Origin of the sequence: Rhizobium sp. GR12 (assembly GCF_036596185.1) — a bacterium.
Classification (GTDB): Bacteria; Pseudomonadota; Alphaproteobacteria; order Rhizobiales; family Rhizobiaceae; genus Agrobacterium; species Agrobacterium nepotum.
Genome location: NZ_JASXTH010000003.1, coordinates 170,335 through 194,917 on the forward strand (window position 1 = coordinate 170,335; position 24,583 = coordinate 194,917).

The following is a 24,583-nucleotide window of genomic DNA, read 5'->3' on the forward strand; positions in this document are numbered from 1 at the left end:
TGCCCTCGATTACCTGGCGGCGAGCTTTGCCTTGAGGTCAGTCGCGTAGGCCTTTGCGTTGTCCTTGGTCAGCGGCGTTGCAACGGGCACGACGGTAACAGGCTCAACGGCCTCGTTCTTGGCAACCTTAACCGCGGTATCGATCGCGGTCGCGCCGATAGCCTCGAAAGGATATGGCACGGTGTATTTCCAGTTGCCACCAGAAGCTACCGCCTCTGCCCCGTAGAGCTGACCGCCGATCGACCCCAGAGGCACATTGCTCCCGCCAGCCTTGAGCGCTTGAAGGGAGCCCTGGGCCGAAACGTCGAACACGTTGAAGATACCGCCAAGGTCAGGCGACGATGTGAGCATGTTTTCAGTAATCGTTCGTGCGCTCGCGGGATCGCACTTGGCGTCGGCGTCCATGACGACGTTGTATTTCTTCGACTCCGTTGCCTTCTTGAAGCCATTGATGAACGCGTCGGTATCCGGATTGCCAAGCAGGCAACGGATGATCCCGATCTTCGCCCCTTCAGGCACGATCTGGGCAAACAGCTCGCCGGCCTTACCTGACGCGCCCGGAATGTCGTACAGCACGTCGGACGCGTGCCCCTTCAGCTCGGGAAGTCCGGTATCAAAGCCGACAACCTTGATTCCCTGGGCCCCCGCCTTCTTGAGTGCGGGATAAAGCTGCGCGGCCGCGCCGCCGTGATTGATGGCGATGACGTTGTAGCCTTCGGTCATCGCCTTTTCGATGGCCGTGATGAAGTAGTTGGCATTGGTGCGATCCGGACCAGCAACGATGTCAATCTGGACGTCCGGATATTTCTTCGCTTCCACCTCCGAAGCCTTATGCATCCGAACGAACGACTGGTCGCCCAGGTAAGGATAGATCACGAGCACCTTGGGCTTGTCCGCCGCATATGCAGCTGCACTCAGCATAGATGCGGCCAGACCCAGCAGGATGCCGGCTTTCACTGTCAGTTTCATTGCTTCCTCCACTTCCCGTTACGATCGATATTGCTTAAGCCTGAAGCTTATTGTGCCGCCTCGACCTCCCGCGGCTTCCGTTGCCGATACTGTCTGTTCCGGGCATCGAACATGTGAAGCGAGCGCATTGCCCGCCGTAGCTCTTCGTCTGCCGCCAGCCGTCGATATTCGGCGTACAGGACCTGGTAGTCAGCCAAACGGTCTTCGTTAGGCTCGAACTTGCGCAGACTGCGTGCACCCAGTTGTTCTGCTCCCTTGGCAAACGAACTTACGATCCCAGCCGCTACGGCGCCGTGGATCGCGGCCCCGAGTGCGGTCGGGTTTTCAATGTCGGGAACTTCAATGGTACGCCCCAAAACGTCCGCCATCGTTTGGACAAGAAACGGGTTGCTGCGTGTGAGGCCACTCGTCATGATCACCCGCCGGATCGGAACGCCCGCAGCAAGTGCCAATTCCAGCACGGTCTTCGTGCCGAAGCAAAGAGCCTCGATCAGGGCCCTATAGATCCCGGCAGCCGTCGATTTCAGACTCAAGCCAACGAGTAGGCCAGACAACGCGGAATCCGCTAGCGGGATGCGGTTTCCGGCGAACCAATCGAGAGCCATGACGCCGCCCTCGCCCGGACCGAGCGCTTGGGCTGCTTCGTTGTACGATGCGAAGTTTCTCGATAGGTCCGGATCCCGGGGAAAGGTCTTCACGTACCATGCCAGCATATCCCCGAACGCCGCCTGCCCCGCCTCGTAGCACCAAAGGTTCGGGAGAACGGCACCGAACGCAGCTCCCTCAAGACCGGTAGGAAAGCCTCTGCTCTTATCATCAAGGATGAGGAAACCGGCAGAAGTACCGAGTGCACCAACGAAGACTCCGGGTTCAACGGCACCGACGGCCGGCAGGACCACATGACTGTCGATAACCGCGACGGAAACGATGGCATCGCCTTGGATACCTGTGCGCAGACGCCATTCTGCTGTCAGGGTGCCCGCCGGGCTACCAACCTGCGCGGGCTGAGACAGCCGCCGGGTCAGCCCTGAGACCACATCTTCAGGATATCCCGATACTGCGGAAAACTGCGCCTTGTAAGCGGCGAAATCCAGGCTTCGCATCTCATTGCCGGTGAGCTGCCAGACCAGCCAGTCACCCGCTTCGATAAAGCGCTCCGTCTCGTCCCAGATGGCCGGCGCCTCGGAACTCAGCTGCGCAGCCTTGGCGATCAGCCATTCACCAGACAGCTTTCCACCGAAGTTCTCTAAATATTCGCCACCACCAGCGTTGATAGCGTCCGCGTGGGATTGGGCAGAGTGCTTCCACAGCTTCACATAGGCATGTGGGTCGTCCGGGTGGAGTTCAGCCAGGGCCGTCCCATCGGCTCGCGCGGGCATCGGTGATGACGCCGTGAAGTCGATACCAATCCCGTCAATGGTCTTTCCGGCTCCTAGAGCGAACAGTATTTGCTGAGCGGCCTCGGTGTAGTCAGAGGGGACCTGCAGGACAAAATTCGCCGGCAAGGCATGGCCCATAAGCGAGGTCGTCAAAATCCCGTTGCTGTAAGGGTGAACGTGGTGTCCCTCCTGCGCGCCAGTCCGGGAATTCACCAGAATGCCGCGAGCGGATTCCGACCCGAAGTCGATACCGATGAGATAGGTGTCGGCCATGCCGTTACCCCTTTCTCGCGTCGAGCATCGTTCTGACCCCGTCAACGACAGCCTTTGCGGTAATGTTGAAGTGTTCGAAAAGAACCTCAGCAGGGGCGGATTCGCCGAACGTGTCGATACCAACTACCGCTCCATCGAGGCCGACATATTTGCGCCAGTAATCCGTCACGCCGGCCTCGACAGCGAGGCGTGGCACGCCACCTGGAAGAACGGCTTCCCTGTAAGCGCGGTACTGACGGTCAAAAGCAAATGTTGACGGCATCGATACGACGCGGACATGGATGTCTTTCTCGGCGAGCAACGCCTGCGCTTCGATAGCCAGTGCAACTTCAGAACCCGTCGCAATAACGACGGCAGAAAGTGATCCGCCCTCCTCCTTGAGGACGTATCCACCGCGTCGCATTGCTGCAAGTTTGTCGGCGTCACGCGTCTGGAAAGGAAGGTTCTGTCTCGAGAGGACGAGGCTGGTAGGATTGGAGACGTTCTCGATTGCCACCTGCCAGGCAACAAGCGTTTCTGCCGTGTCGCACGGCCGCCAGACGTCCATGTTAGGCATTAGTCGAAGTGTGGCCAGCTGCTCGATCGGCTGGTGGGTTGGACCATCCTGCCCCAGCGCGATCGAGTCATGAGTGAACACATGGATCGCACCGATCTTCATGAGAGCGGCCATCCGCAATGCGTTGCGCGCATATTCGGAGAACATGAGGAATGTTCCCCCGTAGGGGCGGACGCCCCCATGGCGAAGCATTCCGTTCATGATCGCGGCCATACCGAATTCACGAACACCATAATAGACATAGTTGCCGCCACTGGACGAGCCAAGCGGGCTCGTTCCACTCCACATGGTAAGGTTCGAACTTGCAAGATCAGCCGATCCCCCAACCAGTTCTGGAACCAGCGGCGCGATAATTTCGAGAACGTTCTGGCTGGCCTTCCGGGTGGCTATCGTTTCCGCCTTCGCAACGATATCTTTGAGACCGTCCTCCATCTTTAACGCGAAATCGGCCGACAGGCTGCCGCTCATCCGGCGCTTGAACTCGGCTGCAAGAGCCGGATACTCGGCACGGTATCGGTCAAAAACGGCCAGCCATTTCGCCTCTCGCGAGGCTCCCGCAGCGATCGCGTCGAAAGCGTCGTACACCGTCGCCGGAATATCGAAAGGCTCATACTTCCAACCTAGCGCCGTACGAGTTAATGCAACCTCGGCTGCACCGAGTGGGGAACCGTGGCTGTCATGGCTGTCGGCCTTGTTGGGTGACCCCTTCCCAATCGTGGTGCGACAGCAAATCAGGGTCGGCCGGTCGGTCTCAGCCTTCGCCTCGGCAATCGCATGATCGACGGCGTCGACGTCGTGACCGTCAACCCCGCGGATAACGTGCCAACCATAGGCTTCGAAACGCTTGGGAGTATCATCGGAGAACCATCCACCGACATGACCATCAATGGAGATGCCATTGTCATCATAAAGGGCGAGCAGTTTTTCAAGCCGCAATGTCCCTGCGAGCGAGCAAGCCTCGTGGCTGATCCCCTCCATCAAACAGCCATCGCCCAGGAAAACGTAGGTGTGGTGATCGACGATGTTGAGTTCGTTCCGGTTGAACTCGGATGCGAGAAGCCGTTCGGCGATGGCCATCCCGACCGCGTTGGCAACACCCTGCCCCAGCGGGCCAGTCGTCGTTTCCACACCGGGAGTGTAACCGAATTCCGGGTGCCCTGGCGTCCGGCTGTGCAATTGCCGGAATGCCTTGAGGTCTTCGATTGTAACGTCGTAGCCAGTCAAATGAAGCAGGCTATACAGAAGCATCGATCCGTGGCCGTTCGACAGCACAAAACGGTCACGATTCATCCAGTTCGGGTTGGCCGGATTGTGCTGCAGATGACGTGTCCAGAGCGCAACCCCGATTTCCGCCATACCCATGGGCATGCCAGGGTGGCCTGATTTGGCAGCCTCTACGGCATCCATTGAAAGCGCTCTGATCGCGTTGGCGAGTGTGACGTTGCTGTGAGACATATTATCCATGCTTTATTTCGTGCGAGAGATAAGAGCTGACGTGGGCCACCGGTCGTGGCTCAGGCGCTCGCTGAGACAAAATCGGTCGCTGTCATCGCCCCGGTCATTATCGCTACGGCGTCAGACATCGTGACGGCCCGCGGATTGACCACGGCAGCTCGCCTTCCAAGTCTGTGAATGTGGATGCGATCGGCGATCTCGAAGACGTGGGGCATGTTATGGCTGATCAAGACGATAGACAGCCCTCGCTCGCGAACGCTCTGGATCATGTCCAAGACCTTGCGCGACTCCTTCACCCCAAGCGCGGCAGTGGGTTCGTCCAGAATAATCACGCGTCCACCGAACGCACAGGCTCGCGCAACCGCGATGCCTTGACGCTGACCGCCCGAGAGGGTCTCCACGCTCTGATGGATGTCCTGAACGGTCATCAATCCAAGGTTCGACAGATGACGCCGTGCTTCGGCTGACATTTTTGCTCGGTCGAGTAATCGGAGCACCGATCCGAGCATGCCACCGACGCGGATTTCCCGGCCGAGAAAGAGGTTATCGGCAATGGAGAGTGCCGGAGACAGCGCGAGGCTTTGAAATACCGTTTCGATACCGGCTGCTCGCGCGTCCATCGGGGACTTGAAGGCAACCGGCTTGCCGTCCAGTTTGATTTCCCCGGCGTCCGGGATAACCGCACCGGCGAGTGCCTTGATCAAGGTTGACTTTCCCGCGCCGTTATCTCCGATAACAGCTAGGATTTCGCCGCGGCGCAGTTCGAAATCGGCGCCATTGAGCGCGACGACATTGCCGTAAGTCTTGGTGAGGCCATGTGCTTCGAGAGCGAGTTCCTGATTCATGCCGCAACCCTCCGGATCCACTGATCAACACCGACGGCGGCTACGATTAGAATTCCCACGGAAAATTCCTGCCAAAGCGCATCGAGACCGGCCAGTGCGAGACCGTTGCGAAACACGCCGACGATGAGCGCTCCAATGAGAGTTCCGACGATCGTTCCGCGGCCACCGAACAGGGAAGTGCCCCCGATGACTGTTGCCGTGATGGAGTCGAGGTTTGCGGTCGATCCAGAGGTCGGGCTGATAGCGCCTACGCGTCCGATCAATGCCCAAGCGCCGATAGCGGAGATGAGCCCAGCGCATCCGTACACCGCAAGCAATACGCGCCGCGTATTGATACCGGCAAGCCGGGCAGCATCAGGATCGTCACCGGTCGCGTAGACGTGCCGACCGAACGCAGTGCGATTGAGAACGTACCACGCGCCGGCGGCGAGACCGAGCATGAGAACGGTCCCCATTGTGATGCGGGCTCCGCCAATCTGAACGGCAGCCCCCATCCACTGCAGGATCGGCGCAGCTTCGGCTACCTCCTGTCCACGGATTGTCTGGCTACCGGAATACCAGAGATTCAAAGCACCGAAGACGCTCCAGCTTCCCAAGGTGACGATAAAGGGAGGCAGACGAACATAGGTGACAAGGACGCCGTTGATCATGCCACAGAGCAGCCCGCCTGCCAGTCCGATAACAAATGCGAGTTCGGGTGGCAGACCTGCGACGATTGCGAGGCGACCCATCATGGTTGATGTCAAAACCATGATCGCTCCGACAGACAGATCGATACCGGCAGTCAGGATGACAATCGTTTGAGCGATGCCGATGATCCCGATGATCGTGACCTGCTGCAGAATGAGCGAGAGGTTGAATGACTGGAAGAACTTTCCGCCGGCGACCACGGAAAAGACAATCACGCTAGCGGCCAAAACGATAAAGGGCACCATCGTGGGATTGCTGTGGAGAAAGCGCTGCAGCCGATTGAGGGGGCTTTTACGCTTGTTTTCGAATACAGCGACCGCGTCATTACTTTCTGAAAGGTGCGCTTCGAAGCTGGCCGGCGTCGCCTCCAGCTTGTTTGGATCTGTCATGAGGATACACCCTATTTGAACTGCCGATGCTGGTCCCGCGGCTCAAAGGCGGGACCAGATGAAGAGCGGCGCGAAAGCGAGCGGAGTGAGGTTGACGATAGTGTCCGGGATCAGAACCCCGGAGCACCGACCCGATCATCCCCAGCATGCTTTCAAGGCCTCATCGGATGTGATCGACTCCACACCGGCCACGGGCTTGTCGGTCACGAGCGTGACGCCTGTGTTGAAAAACGGAAGACCTGGGCTGACTTCTGGCTTCTTGCCGGATTTCACATATTCCACGATTGCCTCAACACCGAGCGAAGCCATCTTCAACGGATACTGCATCGATGTTGCACCGATGACGCCTGCCTTGACGTTCTTCACACCCGGGCAACCGCCGTCAACTGACGTGATAAGCACAGAACCTTCTTTTCCCGTCGCCTTGAGAGCTTCGTAAGCACCGGCAGCGGTCGGCTCGTTGATCGTGTAGACCACCGACAGATCGCTGTCCTTCTGGAGAAGCGTTTCCATTCCTGTACGGCCGCCCTCTTCTGATCCCTGGCCCCACTGATGGCCTACGATGCGGCTGTCATCTTCATCTAGGTAGCGCGTGACATCCTTGGGATCGATACCAAAGCCCTTCATGAAGCCCTGATCTCGGGCGACGTCAACGGTCGGCTGGTTCTCCAACGCGTCAAGGAAAGCCACCTTTGCCTTGGACGAGTCGGCAACGCTTTTGGCTGCCCAGGCGCCGATCAATTCACCTGCCTTGAAGTTATCCGTGGCGAAAGTAGCGTCGGCGGCATTCGCCGGCTCGAGCGGGGTGTCGAGAGCGATAACCAGGATGCCCGCCTTGCGCGCCTGCTCGACGGCCGAAACCAGGGCCTTCGTGTCGCTTGGAACGATGAGAATGCCCTTCGCGCCCGCAGAGATCAGGTTCTCCACGGCAGCCACCTGGCTGTCATTGTCGCCGTCGAACTTCCCGGCAAAGCTCTGAACTTTCACTCCACCGAGTTCTGCCGCTTTCGTGCTCGCACCTTCGCGGATTTTGGCAAAAAACGGATTAGCGTCGGTTTTGGTGATGACACCGATAAGGATATCCTCGGCAAGGGCGCTCCCCGGCAAGCCAGCGATGCCAGCGCCGACGAGAAGAGCTGCAAAGCCCCAACGCCGCAAAGATGCACTGCTGCACAAGGTTTTTTTAAGCTGACGGATCATTCAAATTACCTCCCAGATTGATGAACCGAGACCCACTCCTTTGAGGCCATCGGTCTTAACATCCACGTTAATGAACCTCCTTTTGCGCGCTGTCAATCATATCAACCTAGTCTTTTGTATAATTTTATACGTAATAAGTAAGAATTATGTTGATTTTCATCAGCGGCTTTGGAATAGTCTTCGTGCGGCCTCGTCACACGGCCGAAGAAATGTAAGAAAATAAGCATTCGAGACTGACAGGATTCAACGATGCCAAGCACAAACCACGCACACGGTAAAACCAGGCAGAGTGGTGGGGGCGATGTCAGCTCAGACAAAGCGAGTGGCCAGATTCTCTCCCTTGTAGGATCAGGGCGTGCTCGCTCAAGAAGCCTGTTAACTGACCTTTCTGGCCTGTCTCGAGCGACAGTTCATCAGAAGCTGGGAAATTTAATCGACGCTGGTTTGATCAGGGAGACCGAGGAAACGCTTCCGAGTGGTGGCCGCCCCACCCGCACGCTGGATATCAACAGGGACTTTGCTGTCGTCTTGTGCGCCGACATTGGTGAACAGCATATTCGTGTTGCGCTTACGGACCTCCGCCCCACCATTCTGGGTGAGATATCGGAGACGTTCGATATTCTCCGTGGTCCAACCGTCGTGCTTGAATGGATCGAACAGCAATTCGAGGTTCTACTCGCGACCGCGGGAAAAACAGCCAGCGACGTGATGGGAATAGGGATCGGGCTTCCGGCACCGGTTGACTACGCCAATGGCCGGGTGGTTGGTCCTTCTGTCCTTGTCGGATGGGACAATTTTGAAATTCGCGAGCACCTAGAACAGAAGTTCGGGGTTCCCGTTTATGCAGAGAACGACGTGAACCTCCTCGCTCTTAGCGACCACAGACTTCGTCGTCCGGCGGTGAGCGAGATGGTTTTTGTGAAGATCGGCACAGGTATAGGCAGTGGAATCATCACCGAAGGTCGCCTCTATCGCGGTGCTCAAGGTGCCGCCGGGGATATCGGACATATTCAGTTCGCCCGCGAGCCGGCACCTCTTTGTCGCTGCGGCAAGGTAGGGTGTGTCGAAGCGAGAGCTGCAGGTTGGGCGATCGCCCGCGAACTCAGGGAAGAGGGCATAGAGGCGCAGAACGCACGGGATATCACCAAGCTGGTGCGCGCGGGACAGCCATTGGCCATTCATCTCGTCCGAGAATCCGGGAGAATTCTTGGAGAGGTCATGACCAGTCTGGTCAGTATCCTGAACCCGGAAATGATCGTGATCGGGGGTACACTTGCCACCTTGGATGACCATCTCCTCGCTGGCGTGCGGGAACTTGTCTACAAACGTTCACTCCCGCTTGCAACGAGAGACCTGGAGATCGTCATTTCCCCTCCGGATCCTGATGCGGGAATTGTGGGCGCAGCTTTCCTTGTGGTCGAAGAGCAGATGAAGGAAATCAACGTGGAAAGGGTCATAGCACGACACGGTCAACGCTGAGCTCAGCGCCTTCCTTAGGAACGTCTGCGACCCATACAGCCCGCTCCTGGTGGATCGTGCAGGGCCCAAGTGACGTTACCACTCATTCCATCGCATGCGATGCCCGAGCCGCTGTCGCGACCGGCCATTCAGGCCTGGCAAAAATCCCGCAACATCTAGAGTTTCAACGCAAAGGTGGCCGCGCTAGATCTTGGCCAAAGATGCAATCTCAACGGCGCGTGCGAATGCATCATCACTTCCAAAAAGTGCCGCGCCGAGTACAACCGTGTCAACGCCTAGACGCAGCATCTCGTTGAATAGCTCGGGCCGGACTTTTCCGTCCACTGTTGTCGGAAAGCCTTTCGGTCTCCCTGCGAGGCGGTCGAGGGCCGCCTCATCGAAAGATCCTCCCCCCGCTGGAGCGGTCAGGAAAAGAAATCCGTCAGCGTAGTCTGAGAATTGATCGAGTTTGCTGACGTGAGTAGTGTGCCGAAGACTGACATACGCCAACGAGCCATTGTGCCGTATCGCGTTCGATATCTCTGAGACCGAATGGTCCCCTTCGATATGGAAGGCAACCGACCGTGCGCCCATCTCAGCGAAGCGCACCGCGGCCTTGGCCGGATGACGCAGCATGAGATGAACGTCGAGTGGCAGTTTGCTGTAGGCGGCGACATCGCGAACAAGCCGTTCGTGAAGACCGAATTCCGGGGTGAAGACAGCATCCATGATATCTATGTGAAGTGAATCCACATGATCTGCCACAGCATCGATCTGCTCGGCAAGGCGGAGTGGGTCTGCGGCATAGAGCGAGGCTGAAATCTTCATCATGCTGCCGGCGCCCATGCCGCCTGCCGGAGGCCCCCAAGGGAGGCCTCAGAAACCGGTATTGCCCTTCCGTCGCAATGGCCGTGCTGGAAGACGGCGATTCGGTCGGAAATCTCCATGAGTTCCTCTTCCTCGCTGGACACAACGATGATGCACCGCCCCTCGTCGGCAAGCGCGCGAATGATCGCGTAGATATCCGCCTTCGCCCCGATATCGACACCCTTGGTCGGCTCGTCCAGCAATATCAGGTCAGCGCTCTGTTCGATGATGCGCCCCAGCAGGACCTTTTGCTGGTTCCCCCCGGAAAGCGATTTGATCGGCCCGTCGAGCCTGCCCCTGGTTCCAATTCTCGCAAGCGTCTTGCTTGCTGTTTCAGTGGCGTCCTTGACCTGCACCAGACCATTTTTTCGGTAGCGTTTCAGGGTCGAAAGAGCGACATTCTGGTAGGCTGACATCAACGGGATAAAACCGTCGACCTTCCGCTCCTCGGTCAGCATCGCGATGCCCCTCTTGATGGCGTCGGCCGGCGAAACCGGATGGTATGCCTTGCCGTCCAATGTGACCCGTCCCCCGGCAACGCTTTCCATTCCGTACAAGGAGCGCAAAAACCGCGTCCGGCCGGAACCCACCAAACCGTATAGACCCAGGACCTCACCGCGTCTGGCTTCCAGATTGACATCGCGCAATTTGGTCCCGCGCAGGTTCTGAACCGTCAGATAAGTTTCGCCGGCCTGTCTCGTCTGGCGCTGCAGCTCCACTGACCTTCCATGTGCATCGCCGACGATCGCGTCGACAATCGCCTGCTTCTGCAGCCCGTCGCCGGTCGCATGAAACACGACCCGCCCCCCGGACAGGACGGTTGCCTCGTCACAGACGGACAGGACTTCATCGAGCTTGTGGGACACGAGCACGATCCCGATGTTTCGCTCAAGCGCGATCTTGCGCACATCGGCCAGCAGCTTTTCGGACTGTTTGCCGTCAAGGGCCGTTGTCGGCTCGTCGAGAAACAGAAAGCGCGCTTTTCCATCGAGATTGGCGATCACCTCAACCAACTGCTTTTCCGGGTGGGAAAGGCTGCCGACGGCACGCCTGGGATCGATGTGAACGCCGTGCTCCGACAGCAGGCGCTGCGCGTAGTCGTTCATTACCGCGATCTGCTTGATGCCGCGGATGGAGACCTCTCGGCCAAGAAAGAGATTTTCGGCAACGCTCAGATTCGGGATGAGCCGCAGTTCCTGATAGACGCATGCGATGCCTTTCGAAAGCGCATCACGTGGCGAGGAAAGAGAGAGCTTTTCGTCGTCGATTGAAATCTCGCCGTCGTCCTGCGGCTGTGCGCCGGCCAGTATCTTCAAGAGCGTCGATTTGCCGGCGCCGTTGTGGCCGAACAGGCCGTGGATCGTTCCGGCGCGAACTTCGAAGTCGATACCGTGAAGCACGCCGACGCCCGCAAATGCCTTGGTGATACCGGATGCTTTGTAGCTGCTTTCAGATGCCATCTTCAGGACCTCCCGCAAGGATTGCGTGGGCCGGAAACCGGCCCACGCTGGTTTGACATCAATAAGCCTTGTCGACCGTTGCCGCCGCATTGTCCTTGTTGACAAGCAATGGCGGGTTGTCGACAACCGGCTGGAGCTTCTCGCCAGCCAGAAACTTCTTGATGTTCTCGACCTGGATCTGCGCCAGCTTCGCCGGCTCCTGGATCGCGCCGGCCTTCAGGATAGTGTTTTCCGCAATGTACTGGACGCCAAGCTTATCGACGAAAGCGTAGAGCTTCACGTCGTTTTCCTTGCCGAGCTGCTGGATCGCAGCCAACGCGCCAAGTGCTGCCGGTTCCGTATCGGAATACACAACCGTGATTTCGGGATTTCCCTGCAGCATTTCAGTCGTAACCTTCAGCGCGGTCGTTTCTTCGACCTTGCCGTTCACGAGGGCCACGAACTTGACGTTCTTGTTGGAAGCAAGACCTTCTTTGAAACCGTCGTCACGCGCATTTGCCGCAACCGACGTCGGTTCGCCGACGATGCCGACAACCGCTTTGCCGTCCGCGCCGATATCCTTCAGAAGCTGCTCGCCGATGAACTTGCCGCCGGCCTTCTGATCGGTCTGTACTGCCTGCTCGACCTTCAGGTTCTCAGCCTTGAGACCTTCCGGATCGGGAAGAAGGTTGATCGTAAACACAGGGATCTTGGCTTGGTTGAGCTCCGAGACCGAGGCGACACACGGACCGGATGACACGCAGTTCAACGCGACCGCGGAAACACCCTGCTGCACCAGGCTTTGAACCTGAGACAGCTGCTTTGCATCGTCGTTGTCGGCAATGAGGACGCGAATGTCGAAGCCGTTGGCTTTGGCATTCTCCTCAAAGCTCTTCTTCATGGCAACGTAATAAGGGTTGGTCAGGTTCGGCAGGGATACGCCCAACACCTTGGCGTCCGCGGCCTGGGCCGCGCTGGCAATGGCCAATAGCGATGCCCCCAACAGAGCCAGTTTTGCACTCCTCCACGACTTCGTCATCTTGCACTCCTCATGAGATGATGTTCATTCCCAGGACGCTGCACCGTGCAGCTTCCTCTTTCGGGGCAGTTACTTTGCGCCGCCCGAAAACTTCCCTTTCAGCAGCCTGCTCCACGGAAGAGACAGGCGGCTGGAAGAACGCAACGTGTCGAAGGTGACCCCGACAAGAATGATGACGCCGATGACCAGCGGCTGCCAGTAGGCGCTGACGTTGAGCACGTTCATCAGATTGGAGATGGTCGCGATCAGTGTCGCACCAATCATTGCGCCGTAGATCGAACCGATACCGCCAAACAGGCTGACGCCGCCAACGACGGCGCCGGCGATCGAAAAGAAAAGCTCGTCGCCGCGGCCTGCCGTCGGATAACCCGTCATCAATCGCGACCCGTAGATGAGACCGCCACAGGCGCCACAGAAACCGGAGATGGCATAGACAAGTATGGTGATACGCGACGTATTGACACCTGCCAGGCGGGCCGCTTCAACGTTGCCGCCCACGGCAAAAATATGGGTACCGGTCACTGTCCTCTTGATGAAGATCGCCGCGATCGCAACGCTGATCGCAAGCGCGATGACAGGAAACGGAATACCAAGGACGCGAGACTGGCCGATCATCCGATAACCCAGCTGGAGCACACGTATGGATTCAGCGCCAGTAATAATCTGCGGGATCGATGCAGCCACGCCCATCATGGCGAAGGTCACGATAAAGGGCGGCACGCCTGTTTTCGTGATGATAAGACCATTCACGGCGCCGGCCAATGCGCCGATCCCGAGAACGAGAACGCAAGCAATTGGCCACGGAATACCAACCGTCTGGATAAGCACGGCGGCGATAACGCAGGTCATGGCGACGATCGAACCGCAGGACAGATCAATTCCGCCTGTAAAGAGAACGAATGACTGACCGAGGCAAAGAAAGCCGATGACCGCGCCGTTCAGCAAAAGCACGAACATGTTCGAGAGCGTCATGAAATTCGGCGATGCAATCGAACCGGCGATCATGACGACAAGAAGAACGAATGCGATGCCCGCTTCGGCCGGAATTCGAATGCCTTGTCTTGTGTCAGACGGTGACTTTGTGATGTCCGTCATGGAATCCTCCCTAGGGGCGTTCAGGCGAGCCCGCGCGCCTTTCGATAATTGCTTCTGACCTCTGCAGCCCGGCTGAATGCCTCCACATTCGGCTCAGCGACCCGTTTATAGGTCGGCGTCCACTCCTCGGCGATTTCAGCCGCATCCCGGCCCGTCAGCGCGGCGGCTGCCTGTACTGCAGCGCCAGCAGCTGCGGCTTCCGCGAGCTCGCAGGCCCATACAGGTTGTCCCGTAAGATCCGCGAGCACTTGCCGATATGTCAGCGACCGGGAGGCGCCGCCGGTGACGATCAGGCGGCCGTCCGACTTCAGACCCTTGGCCCGAAGAAGATCGCCACCCTCAAGAAGGCCGCAGATCACGCCCTCGACCGCGGCACGCGCGATCTGGCCGGGCGTGACGTCACTGCGGAGCCCGAGAAGGCTACCGGTTGCGTCAGGCAGGTTTGGTGTTCGTTCGCCGTCCAGGTACGGGACGAGGACGACCCCGTTCGATCCCGCAGGTGTGGCAAGTGCCAGCTGGTCGAAGCGCTCGGCATCGACGTTCAGGATCCGGCGAAATGCGTCGGTCACCTTTGCGGAGTTCAGCGTTGTCACCATTGGCAGAAAGGCGCCGGTGGCATCGGCGTAGCCGTTGATGGCACCGGTGCCATCCTTGATGCCGATGTCGCTAATGCCGTAGATCGTTCCGCTCGTGCCAAACGAGATGACGACATCGCCCTGGCGAATTCCCATGCCGAGGGCAGCCGTCATGTTGTCGCCTGAGCCCGCCCCAATGACAGCGCCTTCAAGGCCGCTGACCTCGTGTCCCACTGGAACCATTCCCGCGCGGTCACTGGATCCGATGATCTCGGGCAATACCGCCGGCCAATCAATGCCAGGCGCGGCGAGTTCCGCCAGGGAAGGATCCCAGGCGTTGGTGAAAGGATTGAAGTAGCCGGTACCCGAGGAGACGCCTCGCTCTGTGACTGCCCTGCCGGAGAGCTTGTAGACAAGATAGTCTGACGGCAGCATAATCTTATGGGCGCGGCCTACGATCCCCGGATGGACCCGTTCCGTCCATGCCAGCTTGCTGATCGTCAGCGCTGCAGCCGGAACGGACCCCGTCCGGTCAGCCCACAGCTCAGGATCGAGTTGTTCGAGAAGACGAGCCGCATCGAAGGCGGACTCGGTATCGTTCCAGAGCTTGGCATCGCGAAGCGGAACGCCGGCTGCATCGAGCATGACGAGGCCGTGCCCCTGCCCGCCCACGGATAACGCCGCAATCCTCGGAATATAGGCCTGCAACTGACCCATTGCAGCCAGAAAAGCGCCCCACCAGGTCAGGGGAGACTGTTCGCTTCTTGGCGGCGTTGTCACCGGATGCGGTGCGCGAGCTTCCGCAACGAACGCGCCGTCTTCAGCCAGCCTGAGCACGACCGTGCAGGACTGGGTGGAGGAGTCTATACCGGCAACAAGATCGCGCTTCATCGCCTTAATCCTGTGCTTCCTGAAGACGCTTGAGACTGTCGACGGCATCGCGGCCGACAGCACCAGAGGGATGCGTGTAGAGTATTTTATCCCAGCCATAACCTCTGCCGACGCGGCACACTTCGACAAGTGCATCCGTGATAGCGGCCGTAGCTAGAGAGCTTCCTGTCGCCACGACAGCGCCAAGATCCGAGTCGGCGGGAACCGTCAGGCGGATCACATGATCCGACATCTTACCGAGCGGAGATTCCGGCGAGGCGGTGATCGAGATGAGTCCCGCGCACAGCGTTTTGGCACGCTCGCAAAATTCGTTGAGCTCAGCCGAACTGCCTCCCTTGGACAGGGCAAGCACAAGATCTTCTTTCTGAAGTACGCCGAGTCCGCCGTGCAGACCGTCCGTCGGCGAAAGATAGAAGGCCGGTGTTCCACCGACTGACAGCAGATGTGCGGCGCGGCTGGCGATAGCACCGGAGGTGCCACTGCCCGTCACCAGGATCTTGCCTTTGCACGATACAAACATCTCGGCGACGGTGACGATGGTTTCATCGATCCCGTCCAGTGCGCCGAGGATTGCCGCGGCATCAGCCCGGATCACGTCTTTCGCGCGGTCCATCCAATTCTGTGATGTGTGCATGACTGCCTCCCTGTGAGAGAGGTTTTAACGCAGTCGGTAATATTCGTCAAGTGAGCGTAACTTCGCTCATTTGAGCGCATTAAAGCAAGAGATATCAAACAGTGAATTCCCTGCCTCAGAAACATCGAATGGGTAGTCGATCAGGCTAGCAGCCGCCTTGCAACGCCAGCATCCGTAATAAGGGTCTTCAGCCACCCTCCGCGAAGAGCAGCACGGATGGCTTCCGTTTTCTCGAGGCCGCCGCCCACGCCGATCACCTCCGGAATAGCGCGCAGCTGACGGCTGGTGAGGCTCAAGCCAACGTCATCGAGCCTGTTAGGCACTTCGCTACCTTTCGCGTCGATCAAGGTGGCGCAGAGATCGGCGCAGACGCCTTGCCGCAGTGCTTCGACGCGCCACTCCTCGGGAAAACCCGACGCCAGGCACGATTCCGCAGGTTGCCATGACCCAATGCCGACGATGAACACGTCAATGGCGTCATACTTCGACATGGCAGTCGCAACCGACGGCTCATTGCGCAATCGCTCAACAAGGTTTGGGTCCTCTACCCACATTGGGCCGAAGAGGGGAAACGCGGTGCCCCCGCTTGCCCGGGCGAAGCGGTGAACCAGTTCCACCGGATTTTGAGCGAAATCCAGTCCGGCGGGACTGCCGGCAGCCTGGACGACGTCTACTTTCGGGAGGCTCGTCAAGGCGCGCGCCGTGGCCGCGAGCGTCCGCCCCCAGGCGATCCCGAGCAATTGTCCATCGGCAAGAGTTTCCTCGAGAAACTCGGCAGCAAGCACCCCCAGTGGCTCAATCAGGGCTCCCGCTGCCAGCTCTGGACCATCCAAAACAAGAGCTGCCTTGAGATTGAATTTCTGCCGGAGACTCTCGGCGAGTTCGGTTTGCAGATCTCCCTGCTCATTGATTGCAATGGTGACAATGCCCTCCGCAAGCGCGGTATCCAGCAACCGCGCAACCTTGAACCGGGAGATACCTAGTTCGTCGGCGATCTGGGATTTCGTATGCTGCTGGAGATAGAATCGCCGGGCAACCAGCGATGCCTGTATCTTTTGAAGTGGTCGTCTCGTCACCCTGATAGCTCCCATCGATGCTCATCTGAACCAATCGACGCTCATTGTAGCACCGAAAAGCTGTCTGGCGTAGAGCAACCTGGCGGCAGTTCGTGTATCCGTAATCCGACATTCTTCGGTAATATTCGTCGCCGCCGCCTGAGGGCGTGATGTGAATCTTTCGCTATATCCTACGGACAGGTGAAGGGCAGCTTTCCGACGCTGGAGAGCCGCCTTGAGGTGATCGATAGGAGACGGCAGCGGCTCGTCACCGACGAGGCGAAGCTCCAAACTATTGAAGGAGACTTCACCTAGACTTCGATGGCGTTGCAGCTGCATTGCCGCGCGACGTCAACAGTTTATCGAACGGTGATTCGAAGTGAACGTGCTTTGGTGGTTTCCTCCCTTGGGCATATAAACGATGTCGCTCGGTCCAGCCGTCACGGTACCGTCGACCGTTGAAATGGACAGACGACCCTCAAGGATGATCATCGTGTCGTGTACGGCCATCGTCCCGGTGACTTGACCAACTCGGCGTCGGATAGGCTGAATTTCTGAACCACCATTGCTTCCTCCTTTTTCGCAATTGAAGGTAGGGCAGAACGCCAACGCAGCCAAGAGCGACCGAATATGGAGACATGCATGACCAAGACTTGCTCCGTTCCAACACCGGAACAGCGGCAGTACCTCGCGATCAGAGAAGCGGCCGAGCGCAGGATGCTCGAAAAGGTGTTCAAAGCCATAGAGGATGCGGTGGCCGAAGTGGCCGACAAGTTTCAAGAAGCCGGACTGGAATTTGAGCCTACGAGCTCCGACTACTTCACCTTCACCGTCCAGCAGGTGACCTTCGTGCGCCTGAGCGGCGGCAATCCTGATACCCTCGAAGGTGGTGACCCCGAAATCGGCGAACGCGTCGTCACGAACTGTAGGCACATCATCGATCACTACTGGAAAGGCTCTGGGGACTTGAACATACCCGATAACTAGCCGCGGCCTGCGCCGAACGCGCCATCACTGACACTCATTGTCTGCCCTAAATCTTAGAGGAAGGTTAATCAGTCCACACGGTCTTCCCGGCCGCTCCAGTCGAGCCGGACGGTCGAAACTGCGAAGACCCTGGCCTTGTAGATATGGTGACATCACATCCGCGCGTATGCCCTTGCCGCGCAGGTGCAAGCGCGGAGTTGTGCGCCAGGTTTCGACCGCCGCCTTGGACGCGCTGAGCCTCTAACGCAGGTGCGCCATCCCTAGGAAGCAGCATCCCCGCTTACGGGGTGACAGTGGTTCTCTCAGTTCACGGCCTATGACAGAACTGCAAGCCCATCTACACCATCTTCAGTTTGTGTCCCACCTCGACGATTGCACTGTGGGCGGCAACGACGAGCCGGCGGGCAACGCTGTTGGCAGCTTTCGCCCCAAAATCCTTCCGCACGACATGGATGCAGAGATCGAGCCCCGCAGCACTGCCCGCCCCGCCTTGCAGGGTGTCATTTCCGAGCCCGCCGCGGATCACGTCATTGCCCGATGGTTACCCAGAAGCAGAAGCAAGAAGCCCGAGATGAACTCGCAAAAGGTACGAGCGTGTCGGCAATAGCCCGGAAATTTGCCCCCCCCCCCCCGGCAAACGATTATGCGTGTTCGTGACGAGAGTTCACGCTCCATTCGATCTTAGCGTGCCTCTCGGAACAGATCTTGTTCTGACCCGGTTATGCTTGGGAGCGTTGCGCTATCGATACGGTCTGGATTGCCAGCATCGCGGTGGGGATCGTCGCCAGTAGCCGCGTTCGCGATACACCATCGCGTGCCTGCACGGAGAAGCCGTGCAGGACAGTGGCATAGTGGTCTCCGAGCATCTGCGCATCTGTGTCCGACCGCAGTTCGCCTTCCGCCACTGCACGCTTCAGACGCTCGACAAGCGAGGCAGTGCGGCGGCGGCGGTAGTCGGCCAAGAACTCGCGCACATTGTCATTCTCGGCCGCGCAGTTGGTTGCAGCCGACACCACCATGCAGCCTTGGGGCCGCCCTTTTTGAGTATAGGTCTCGACCGCTTCGCGCAGGCTCCGCTCAATGGCCCGCATCGCTGTCGGTTCCTCCGCTAGCGCGCGCGTGGCAAAGCCGCCTTCGCCTTCGTCGTAGAGCGCGACCGCTTCCAGAAATAGCGTCTCCTTCGATCCGAAGGCCGCATAGATACGCGCCGAGGCGATCCCCAGCGTCTCGACCAGATCGGCCATCGACACGCCTTCATAGCCGCGCGACCAGAAGGCATCGCGCGCCTTTGCCAATGCCGCATGCCGGTCGAACTCTCGCGGGCGTCCCGCCATCGCTTCCTCCATTCTTGAATGACCAACAAATAATTCGCTTGACCGCGCGATGCAAGGTTATATTCTTTGATGATCGACAAAGAATTGTCATCATGGAGTTTGACATGACCGCATCGGATCATGCCGGCGCAGTACCGGCATCTAGCATTAGCGGGCGAAGGGGTGCGGCGCTGGCGCTGCTCGCCTTCGCCCAGCTCATCTATTCGTTGGATATCAACATCGTTTTTGTCGCCCTGCCGGAGATCGGCGCAGGCCTTGGCTTCTCGGGCAAGACCCTGCAATGGGTGGTCAGCGCCTATATGGTGTTCTGCGGCGGCTTCCTGCTGTTCGGTGGTCGGGCAGCCGATCTGATCGGCCAGCGGCGCATGTTCGTCTTCGCGCTCTGCCTATATGCGCTGTCCTCGCTTGCAGGAGGACTTGCTACGTCGCCCACCGTCATCGTCGCGGCGCGCGCCGTGCAAGGCATCGGGGCCGCTTTCCTGTTCCCGGCGACGCTCTCCCTCATCAACCGCCTGTTCGCCGAGGGGCCGGAGCGCAACCGGGCGCTGGCCGTATGGGGTGGCGCAGGCGCGAGCGGTCTCAGCATCGGCGCGCTTGCGGGCGGGTTCCTGACCGCCGCATGGGGATGGCCAGCGGTCTTTTACGTCAACGTCGTGCTGGCCGGCATCGCCATCATTGCAGCCTTCTTCATAATCCCGCGCGATCCGCAGCGGCATGAGAAGCGCAGCTTTGATTTGCCGGGCGCGTTGACCGTGACGATCGGCGCGACCGCACTGGTGTTCGCGTTAGTCGAGGGACCGGAGGTCGGCTGGGGCACAACAGGCGTGGTTTGGGCACTCATCCTATCGGCGATCTTCCTTGTCACCTTCCTGGTGATCGAAGCCCGCAGTGCCGATCCGCTGATGCCGCTGCGCTTGCTCGGCAACCGCAGCCTCGTCGCCGGCATGATCATTACCTTCCTCTACATGGGCACCTTCGGTGCGCTGCCATACTTCCTCACCGTGCTATTTCAGAACGTGCAGGGTCTGACCGCACTTCAGACCGGATGGGCGTTCCTTCTGCCATCCATTGCAATCGTTATCGGCACGCAGGCTGGCGAACGGCTGGCGACGCGGCTTTCCACCCGCACCACGCTGATCGTCGGCATGGTGATGGGTGCGGTTGGCACCGCGCTGCTCGTTCCCGGTTCCAACGCGGATAGCGGGTACCTCGTCATCGTGCCCGGCCTGATCGTATCGGGCATCGGTCAGGGCATCGTCTGGACCGGCATGTGGATCGCGGCGGCCTCTGGCGTGCATCACGACGAACAGGGTGTCGCATCCGGCATGGCCTCAACGGCGCTCAGCGTCGGCAACGCTATCGGCCTCGCCGTCCTGATCGCGCTGGCCAACCGGCATGTCGGCGGGCTGGAGGGCGGTGCGCTCCGCGCCGCCGTGGCTGATGGCACGGAGGTCGCCTTCTGGCTGGCCGCCGCCGGCATCCTCGTCAGCCTCATTGCGGCCTTTGCCCTCCCGGCCAAGCTCAAGGCTGCTGCCGAATGACAGGAGGCGGATAGCAATGCGGCGGCGACATTCAGCACCAATGGTCGACCGTCAACGGGGCGTGCTGACCTCATTGGGGGCGCGCATTCCCCTCGCGTCGCTGATCCAGGCACTGGCAGTTGCGGAATATCTGAACTTCCGCCACGCTGCGAATGTGTTGGGGGTTACGCAACTGATCGGGTCGGCGGTTGCGCGCATCTGTCCAGGATGGGCCACGCCGTGGCTCTGATTGGACCTGATGAACCCGAAGACTTCTCGCGTCACACCGGCGTTTTTGGCAGCCATTGTGACGAAGACCGCATCACCCGAAGATTTGATACAGAACCATTCTGGGTCCAGATGAACCGTGCTGCAATTTCCCGTACCACTAAATTTCGGAAGAAAGTGGTATCGAGTTTTATCGGGAAGCCGGCGTGCTGCATGTCGGAGACGCCGAAAACCCAAACGTGGCACTTGTGGCAAAAGTCACCGCGGAGAATGGCATTCTCCGCCAGGCTACGAGGATGCAAAGCTCGCAGAGCGATTTCCATTTCTGAAATCAACGCAGGCCGTGCAGGGATATTTCGAGCCTCATGATGCCGGGTATATCAGCCCGCGTCGCCTGGTTCGGGCATAGACGGTCGCAGCACAGCGTGCCGGCGCTGGCATCGTCGCCGAACCTGCGATTGGCTTTCCGAAAGTCGCTTCGGTGTAGCGGTTCGAACAGTCATTGGGTTTTAAGGTCCAGGGGCGAACGGCGGCAATATCTCGTCTCAGTGTCACTGCGGCTCAGCGGCTGGCCACGATGCCATCGATGCGATGTATCGGCCCAAAGAGCAATAATCCGTACATTTTACCGCCGATTTCCTATCCCGACGGGCAATATTGGCTAAAGCTCGGCGGTGATCCCGTCGATATCCCGCTCGAAAATGAGGCCGGTATCAAAAACTGGTTCCGGTCGGGTGGATCGGTTCAAGTTGCCGAGCTGCTTGAAGCACAGATTCTTGACCGCATTCATGAACTGGATTTTGAAGAGCGCCGCATGGTGCCCTGCACGGCTACCTTTGGGGATACTGGCCTGCTCTGTATTGGGCCGGTTTCAGAAAGGGTAACGGTTGTATTCTGCTGTTACGGCAAGAGTGCGAAATGTTCGGATGAATTGGGGCGGCTGGGTGCTATGGCGCTGTTGGGCGAGGTTAGGGCAGAACTCGCGCCGCGATAGCATTTGTCGCGGAAACCCTGCAGACTGTCCGAAAATTCGGCTCCGGAAAATTTTGTTAGAAACCGTTCCTAACTTGGCGTCCAATACCCGCTCTGGTGAGCGCCGGTTTTGCGATATTCCTGATTCTGCGGAATCTTATTCTACCCAGCGAAATTCATTTTGAGTTTTCGGACGGCCTGCCTGATTTCGCTACAGGGGCGGCAAACGTCGTTTGACGGACGTTTCCTTAATGACGGCCGTACTGGTGACGGCGTGCTCGGAGAGCGCTTCAAGCACATCGTCCATCTGCTCGATGGTATGGACCACGAGGCGGGCAAGGAATGGATCATCGCCAGTGATCTTGTCGCATTCGACAAATTCCGGACGCTCCTGAATGAGCCGTTCCACGAGGTGGAGTTTGCCGGGCAGCGGTCGGATGCGCACCATCGCCCTGATCTGGTAGCCGATGGCGCGCGTGTCCACATCGACGGTGAAGCCACGGATGACGCCGGCGGCCTCAAGCCGGCGGACGCGCTCCGAGACGCTCGGTGCGGACATGCCGACAAGCCGGGCAAGCTCGCTCATCGACAAACGCGCATCGGAATCAAGGGGGGGTGCGGACGAAAACTTGGACCACCAGGAGGTAGTTCATGTATTCTTATTCCGACAGACCTCGATCCTAAACCGAAAAATGGCGTCCTAGCCCCTCAACCCTTACAACAATGTGGAGTAGCAATAGCCAGCCGATCACGGTTAGGATGGCTGTTCAGAAGAATCGATGGTGAGGCTATGAAAACGGATATCGGACATCTTCCGCAGACGAAGCAGCGCGAACTGGAAAGGGCCGTCCGGATCATCCACGAAGAGTTCGCCGGCATTGTGGAGCGCTCGAAGTCCGAAGCCAAGAAAGACGGGCGGATTTATAAAATCATCCTGTTCGGTTCTTACGCTCGTGGCACCTGGGTGGACGAGCCGCACACATCGAAAGGTTATCGATCGGATTTCGATATTCTCGTCATCGTCAGCAACAAGGAACTGGCCGATCCCAAATACTGGGACAAAGCCACTGACCGGCTGATGTGGGACAAGGAGATCGAAACACCCGTTGGTCTGATAATGCATGGCGCCCGCGAGATCAGCAACTTCCTGCATGACGGCCAACCCTTCTTCGTTGATCTCGCCCGGGAAGGCATAGTTCTCTACGAATTCGATGACCGACCGCTCGCCGAGCCCAAGCCTCTCAGCCCTGCCGATGCCCTAAGAGTGGCGGAGGAGCATTTTGGAAAGCAATTCAGCAGTGCGAGCTACTTCCTTCAGTTAGCACGGTACGCAATAGCGGATGATCAACCAAATCACGCAGCTTTCATACTTCACCAGGCGGTGGAAACTGCCTACTCCTGTTATCTGTTGACGCTCACTAACTATACCCCCGCATCGCACAATCTCAAATTTCTGCGCGGACTTTCGGAGGATCGCGACCGCCGTTTGGTCGACATATGGCCGAGGGACCATCAGCGGTTCAGCGCATGGTACAACATTCTCAATGAGGCCTACGTCAAAGCGCGCTATTCGAAGCGTTTCGAAATTTCCGAAGAGGCACTCGCCTGGCTTCAGGACCGAACGGCAGAACTTCACGCCCTGATTGAGGCGCTCTGCCGCGAGCACATAAACAAACTGCAGCAGGTAGCGAAGTCCTGACGGCGGTGATGCAACGGCTGCCGGGATAGCACAACCGCCTGGTTTTGGCCGGTTTCGCTCTTGAAGGGATCAGAACTGACGACCCGTTTTTCGGCCACGCAATAACGACGATTCGTCGGTCTTGCGCTCACATAATCTCGCCTCCGCCCGAACGTCATTTTTTCAGACGATCCACCAAACGCTTCATCAGATCCATTCGTTCGTGAAAAATCGCTACGATGAGGGCGGGCGCATCCTCACGAGGCAGACAAAAGACGTAGTGGTGCTGGCATCGCGCCATCCTTAACGCCGGATGAAGCGCACTCATATCCTTGAACGAACCTGTGCCCTCGGCAAGGGTTGCGATACCTCGCTCCAAACCCGAGACTAGCGGCGTACCTGCGCAGCACTCCATTGCGTATGTGTGTAGCGGATTACCGAACGTAGATCTGATTCCGCTTCCGCGGTAAGAATATAGGCAGTCAAACGCGACCCTCGGAAACCTCCTCGTCAAGGATTTCCCCTACAGTTTTGGTCGACAGTCTCCCGGCAAGCCCCTCATTGACGCGCATGTTCATCAAAGTCTTCAACTCCTCCCAGGCTCGCTCTGCATCTGCGTCACCGGGGAAGAGGCGCTCAAGCGCATACTGCTTGATTGTCTTGCCTTGCAATGCTGCCAGCGCCTTCAGGCTTTGATGTTGTTGATCCGTTATGTCGATCGTCAATCGGCTCATCTAACGCACTCCTAAATTGAGAAAACCCACATTAACACATATGTAGTTTTGTAGCCACCGCTGATGCTTGCCCGATGTCGCTTGGAGGGCTTTGCTATTTCGGAGACTCTGATCCCCCTACCTTCCTCCGCTCGAGCACAATCCTTACCAATCAATGGACGTGTGCGTTTTAAGCTCTTGAACGGATTCGAACTTTCGACCCTGTTGTTTGTCGTGGACAGGAAACATCTCACAGCGGCAGTTGAAGATGTCGGTCCATGTCAGCGATCGTCCCTATCCCGGTAGTAGCCGCTGTTCGTCCGGGCCGAAGAAAGATCACGG

The 24,583-nt window shown here is 58.4% G+C and carries 20 protein-coding genes and 4 pseudogenes; 5 read left to right on the forward strand and 19 right to left on the reverse strand.

What is annotated here, in order from left to right:
• Positions 1-9: 9 nt before the first annotated feature.
• The 6 genes from QSK43_RS06610 to QSK43_RS06635 form a co-directional block, all read right to left on the reverse strand.
• The gene (locus QSK43_RS06610; protein ID WP_332302778.1) at positions 10-969 is read right to left on the reverse strand and encodes a sugar ABC transporter substrate-binding protein; all 960 of its coding nucleotides are present in this window, start codon (positions 967-969) and stop codon (positions 10-12) included.
• Between the two features lie 47 nt (positions 970-1,016).
• Complete coding sequence (locus QSK43_RS06615; RefSeq protein ID WP_332302779.1) at positions 1,017-2,621, reverse strand: FGGY-family carbohydrate kinase; 1,605 nt, start codon at positions 2,619-2,621, stop codon at positions 1,017-1,019.
• Positions 2,622-2,625: 4 nt separating this feature from the next.
• Positions 2,626-4,632, reverse strand: a complete 2,007-nt coding sequence (gene tkt / locus QSK43_RS06620) for a transketolase (protein ID WP_332302780.1) — start codon at positions 4,630-4,632, stop codon at positions 2,626-2,628.
• Positions 4,633-4,691: 59 nt separating this feature from the next.
• On the reverse strand, positions 4,692-5,477 hold the full coding sequence (locus QSK43_RS06625; protein ID WP_332302781.1) for an ATP-binding cassette domain-containing protein: 786 nt from the start codon (positions 5,475-5,477) through the stop codon (positions 4,692-4,694).
• Positions 5,474-6,556, reverse strand: coding sequence for an ABC transporter permease (locus QSK43_RS06630; RefSeq protein ID WP_332302782.1), 1,083 nt, complete (start codon positions 6,554-6,556; stop codon positions 5,474-5,476). Before QSK43_RS06630 ends, QSK43_RS06625 begins: the two co-directional genes overlap by 4 nt.
• Positions 6,557-6,691: 135 nt before the next feature.
• Positions 6,692-7,756 carry a substrate-binding domain-containing protein gene (locus tag QSK43_RS06635; RefSeq protein WP_332302783.1) on the reverse strand — a complete coding sequence of 355 codons (1,065 nt, stop codon included), beginning with the start codon at positions 7,754-7,756 and terminating at the stop codon, positions 6,692-6,694.
• A 249-nt stretch (positions 7,757-8,005) separates the two neighbouring features.
• Here QSK43_RS06635 and QSK43_RS06640 point away from each other — a divergent pair, with 249 nt between their 5' ends.
• Positions 8,006-9,235, forward strand: a complete 1,230-nt coding sequence (locus QSK43_RS06640; RefSeq protein WP_332302784.1) for an ROK family transcriptional regulator — start codon at positions 8,006-8,008, stop codon at positions 9,233-9,235.
• Positions 9,236-9,418: 183 nt separating this feature from the next.
• Here QSK43_RS06640 and QSK43_RS06645 read toward each other — a convergent pair whose 3' ends face one another.
• From QSK43_RS06645 to QSK43_RS06680, 8 genes and pseudogenes are all read right to left on the reverse strand, one after another.
• Positions 9,419-10,045, reverse strand: a complete 627-nt coding sequence (locus QSK43_RS06645) for a hypothetical protein (RefSeq protein WP_332302785.1) — start codon at positions 10,043-10,045, stop codon at positions 9,419-9,421.
• On the reverse strand, positions 10,042-11,541 hold the full coding sequence (locus QSK43_RS06650) for a sugar ABC transporter ATP-binding protein (protein WP_332302786.1): 1,500 nt from the start codon (positions 11,539-11,541) through the stop codon (positions 10,042-10,044). Before QSK43_RS06650 ends, QSK43_RS06645 begins: the two co-directional genes overlap by 4 nt.
• A gap of 58 nt (positions 11,542-11,599) precedes the next feature.
• The gene (locus tag QSK43_RS06655; RefSeq protein WP_332302787.1) at positions 11,600-12,559 is read right to left on the reverse strand and encodes a substrate-binding domain-containing protein; all 960 of its coding nucleotides are present in this window, start codon (positions 12,557-12,559) and stop codon (positions 11,600-11,602) included.
• A gap of 69 nt (positions 12,560-12,628) precedes the next feature.
• Entirely contained in the window at positions 12,629-13,654 is a 1,026-nt protein-coding gene (locus tag QSK43_RS06660; RefSeq protein ID WP_332302788.1) for an ABC transporter permease, read from the reverse strand.
• Between the two features lie 20 nt (positions 13,655-13,674).
• On the reverse strand, positions 13,675-15,120 hold the full coding sequence (gene xylB / locus QSK43_RS06665; protein ID WP_332302789.1) for a xylulokinase: 1,446 nt from the start codon (positions 15,118-15,120) through the stop codon (positions 13,675-13,677).
• A gap of 4 nt (positions 15,121-15,124) precedes the next feature.
• On the reverse strand, positions 15,125-15,733 hold the full coding sequence (locus QSK43_RS06670) for an SIS domain-containing protein (protein WP_332302790.1): 609 nt from the start codon (positions 15,731-15,733) through the stop codon (positions 15,125-15,127).
• Positions 15,734-15,894: 161 nt separating this feature from the next.
• Complete coding sequence (locus tag QSK43_RS06675; protein ID WP_332302791.1) at positions 15,895-16,830, reverse strand: sugar-binding transcriptional regulator; 936 nt, start codon at positions 16,828-16,830, stop codon at positions 15,895-15,897.
• 381 nt (positions 16,831-17,211) lie between these two features.
• Positions 17,212-17,331 (reverse strand): annotated as a pseudogene (locus tag QSK43_RS06680) (ethanolamine utilization protein); the annotation flags it as partial.
• 120 nt (positions 17,332-17,451) lie between these two features.
• Between QSK43_RS06680 and QSK43_RS06685 the strand changes: the two are divergent.
• Positions 17,452-17,796: a hypothetical protein gene (locus QSK43_RS06685; RefSeq protein WP_332302792.1), complete on the forward strand. Its 345-nt coding sequence runs from the start codon at positions 17,452-17,454 to the stop codon at positions 17,794-17,796.
• Between the two features lie 379 nt (positions 17,797-18,175).
• On the opposite strand, the pseudogene QSK43_RS27110 reads toward QSK43_RS06685, so the two are convergent.
• Positions 18,176-18,331, reverse strand: a pseudogene (locus tag QSK43_RS27110) (hypothetical protein); the annotation flags it as partial.
• 184 nt (positions 18,332-18,515) lie between these two features.
• Positions 18,516-19,130 carry a TetR/AcrR family transcriptional regulator gene (locus QSK43_RS06695; RefSeq protein ID WP_332302793.1) on the reverse strand — a complete coding sequence of 205 codons (615 nt, stop codon included), beginning with the start codon at positions 19,128-19,130 and terminating at the stop codon, positions 18,516-18,518.
• Between the two features lie 104 nt (positions 19,131-19,234).
• Between QSK43_RS06695 and QSK43_RS06700 the strand changes: the two genes are divergently transcribed.
• Together QSK43_RS06700 and QSK43_RS06705 are read left to right on the forward strand one after the other, a co-directional pair.
• Positions 19,235-20,671: an MFS transporter gene (locus tag QSK43_RS06700; RefSeq protein ID WP_332302794.1), complete on the forward strand. Its 1,437-nt coding sequence runs from the start codon at positions 19,235-19,237 to the stop codon at positions 20,669-20,671.
• Between the two features lie 793 nt (positions 20,672-21,464).
• Positions 21,465-21,872, forward strand: coding sequence for a hypothetical protein (locus QSK43_RS06705; RefSeq protein ID WP_332302795.1), 408 nt, complete (start codon positions 21,465-21,467; stop codon positions 21,870-21,872).
• Positions 21,873-22,061: 189 nt separating this feature from the next.
• Here the strand turns inward: QSK43_RS06705 and QSK43_RS27115 are convergent.
• Positions 22,062-22,460 (reverse strand): annotated as a pseudogene (locus tag QSK43_RS27115) (Lrp/AsnC family transcriptional regulator); the annotation flags it as partial.
• A gap of 180 nt (positions 22,461-22,640) precedes the next feature.
• Between QSK43_RS27115 and QSK43_RS06720 the strand changes: the two are divergent.
• On the forward strand, positions 22,641-23,549 hold the full coding sequence (locus QSK43_RS06720; protein ID WP_332302796.1) for a nucleotidyltransferase and HEPN domain-containing protein: 909 nt from the start codon (positions 22,641-22,643) through the stop codon (positions 23,547-23,549).
• Positions 23,550-23,703: 154 nt separating this feature from the next.
• On the opposite strand, the pseudogene QSK43_RS06725 reads toward QSK43_RS06720, so the two are convergent.
• Positions 23,704-24,014 (reverse strand): annotated as a pseudogene (locus tag QSK43_RS06725) (type II toxin-antitoxin system RelE/ParE family toxin).
• On the reverse strand, positions 24,011-24,262 hold the full coding sequence (locus tag QSK43_RS06730; RefSeq protein ID WP_038496287.1) for an antitoxin: 252 nt from the start codon (positions 24,260-24,262) through the stop codon (positions 24,011-24,013). The pseudogene QSK43_RS06725 and the gene QSK43_RS06730 overlap by 4 nt, the downstream one beginning before the upstream one ends.
• Positions 24,263-24,583: the final 321 nt, after the last annotated feature.

Coding starts and splice junctions, on each gene's coding strand:
- QSK43_RS06610 (WP_332302778.1), bottom strand. CDS start 969: ATGAAACTGACAGTGAAAGCCGGCATCCTGCTGGGTCTGGCCGCATCT.
- QSK43_RS06660 (WP_332302788.1), bottom strand. CDS start 13,654: ATGACGGACATCACAAAGTCACCGTCTGACACAAGACAAGGCATTCGA.
- QSK43_RS06670 (WP_332302790.1), bottom strand. CDS start 15,733: ATGGACCGCGCGAAAGACGTGATCCGGGCTGATGCCGCGGCAATCCTC.
- QSK43_RS06655 (WP_332302787.1), bottom strand. CDS start 12,559: ATGACGAAGTCGTGGAGGAGTGCAAAACTGGCTCTGTTGGGGGCATCG.
- QSK43_RS06625 (WP_332302781.1), bottom strand. CDS start 5,477: ATGAATCAGGAACTCGCTCTCGAAGCACATGGCCTCACCAAGACTTAC.
- tkt (WP_332302780.1), bottom strand. CDS start 4,632: ATGTCTCACAGCAACGTCACACTCGCCAACGCGATCAGAGCGCTTTCA.
- QSK43_RS06615 (WP_332302779.1), bottom strand. CDS start 2,621: ATGGCCGACACCTATCTCATCGGTATCGACTTCGGGTCGGAATCCGCT.
- QSK43_RS06630 (WP_332302782.1), bottom strand. CDS start 6,556: ATGACAGATCCAAACAAGCTGGAGGCGACGCCGGCCAGCTTCGAAGCG.
- QSK43_RS06695 (WP_332302793.1), bottom strand. CDS start 19,130: ATGGCGGGACGCCCGCGAGAGTTCGACCGGCATGCGGCATTGGCAAAG.
- QSK43_RS06635 (WP_332302783.1), bottom strand. CDS start 7,756: ATGATCCGTCAGCTTAAAAAAACCTTGTGCAGCAGTGCATCTTTGCGG.
- QSK43_RS06650 (WP_332302786.1), bottom strand. CDS start 11,541: ATGGCATCTGAAAGCAGCTACAAAGCATCCGGTATCACCAAGGCATTT.
- xylB (WP_332302789.1), bottom strand. CDS start 15,120: ATGAAGCGCGATCTTGTTGCCGGTATAGACTCCTCCACCCAGTCCTGC.
- QSK43_RS06645 (WP_332302785.1), bottom strand. CDS start 10,045: ATGATGAAGATTTCAGCCTCGCTCTATGCCGCAGACCCACTCCGCCTT.
- QSK43_RS06700 (WP_332302794.1), top strand. CDS start 19,235: ATGACCGCATCGGATCATGCCGGCGCAGTACCGGCATCTAGCATTAGC.
- QSK43_RS06640 (WP_332302784.1), top strand. CDS start 8,006: ATGCCAAGCACAAACCACGCACACGGTAAAACCAGGCAGAGTGGTGGG.
- QSK43_RS06705 (WP_332302795.1), top strand. CDS start 21,465: ATGCGATGTATCGGCCCAAAGAGCAATAATCCGTACATTTTACCGCCG.
- QSK43_RS06685 (WP_332302792.1), top strand. CDS start 17,452: ATGACCAAGACTTGCTCCGTTCCAACACCGGAACAGCGGCAGTACCTC.
- QSK43_RS06720 (WP_332302796.1), top strand. CDS start 22,641: ATGAAAACGGATATCGGACATCTTCCGCAGACGAAGCAGCGCGAACTG.
- QSK43_RS06730 (WP_038496287.1), bottom strand. CDS start 24,262: ATGAGCCGATTGACGATCGACATAACGGATCAACAACATCAAAGCCTG.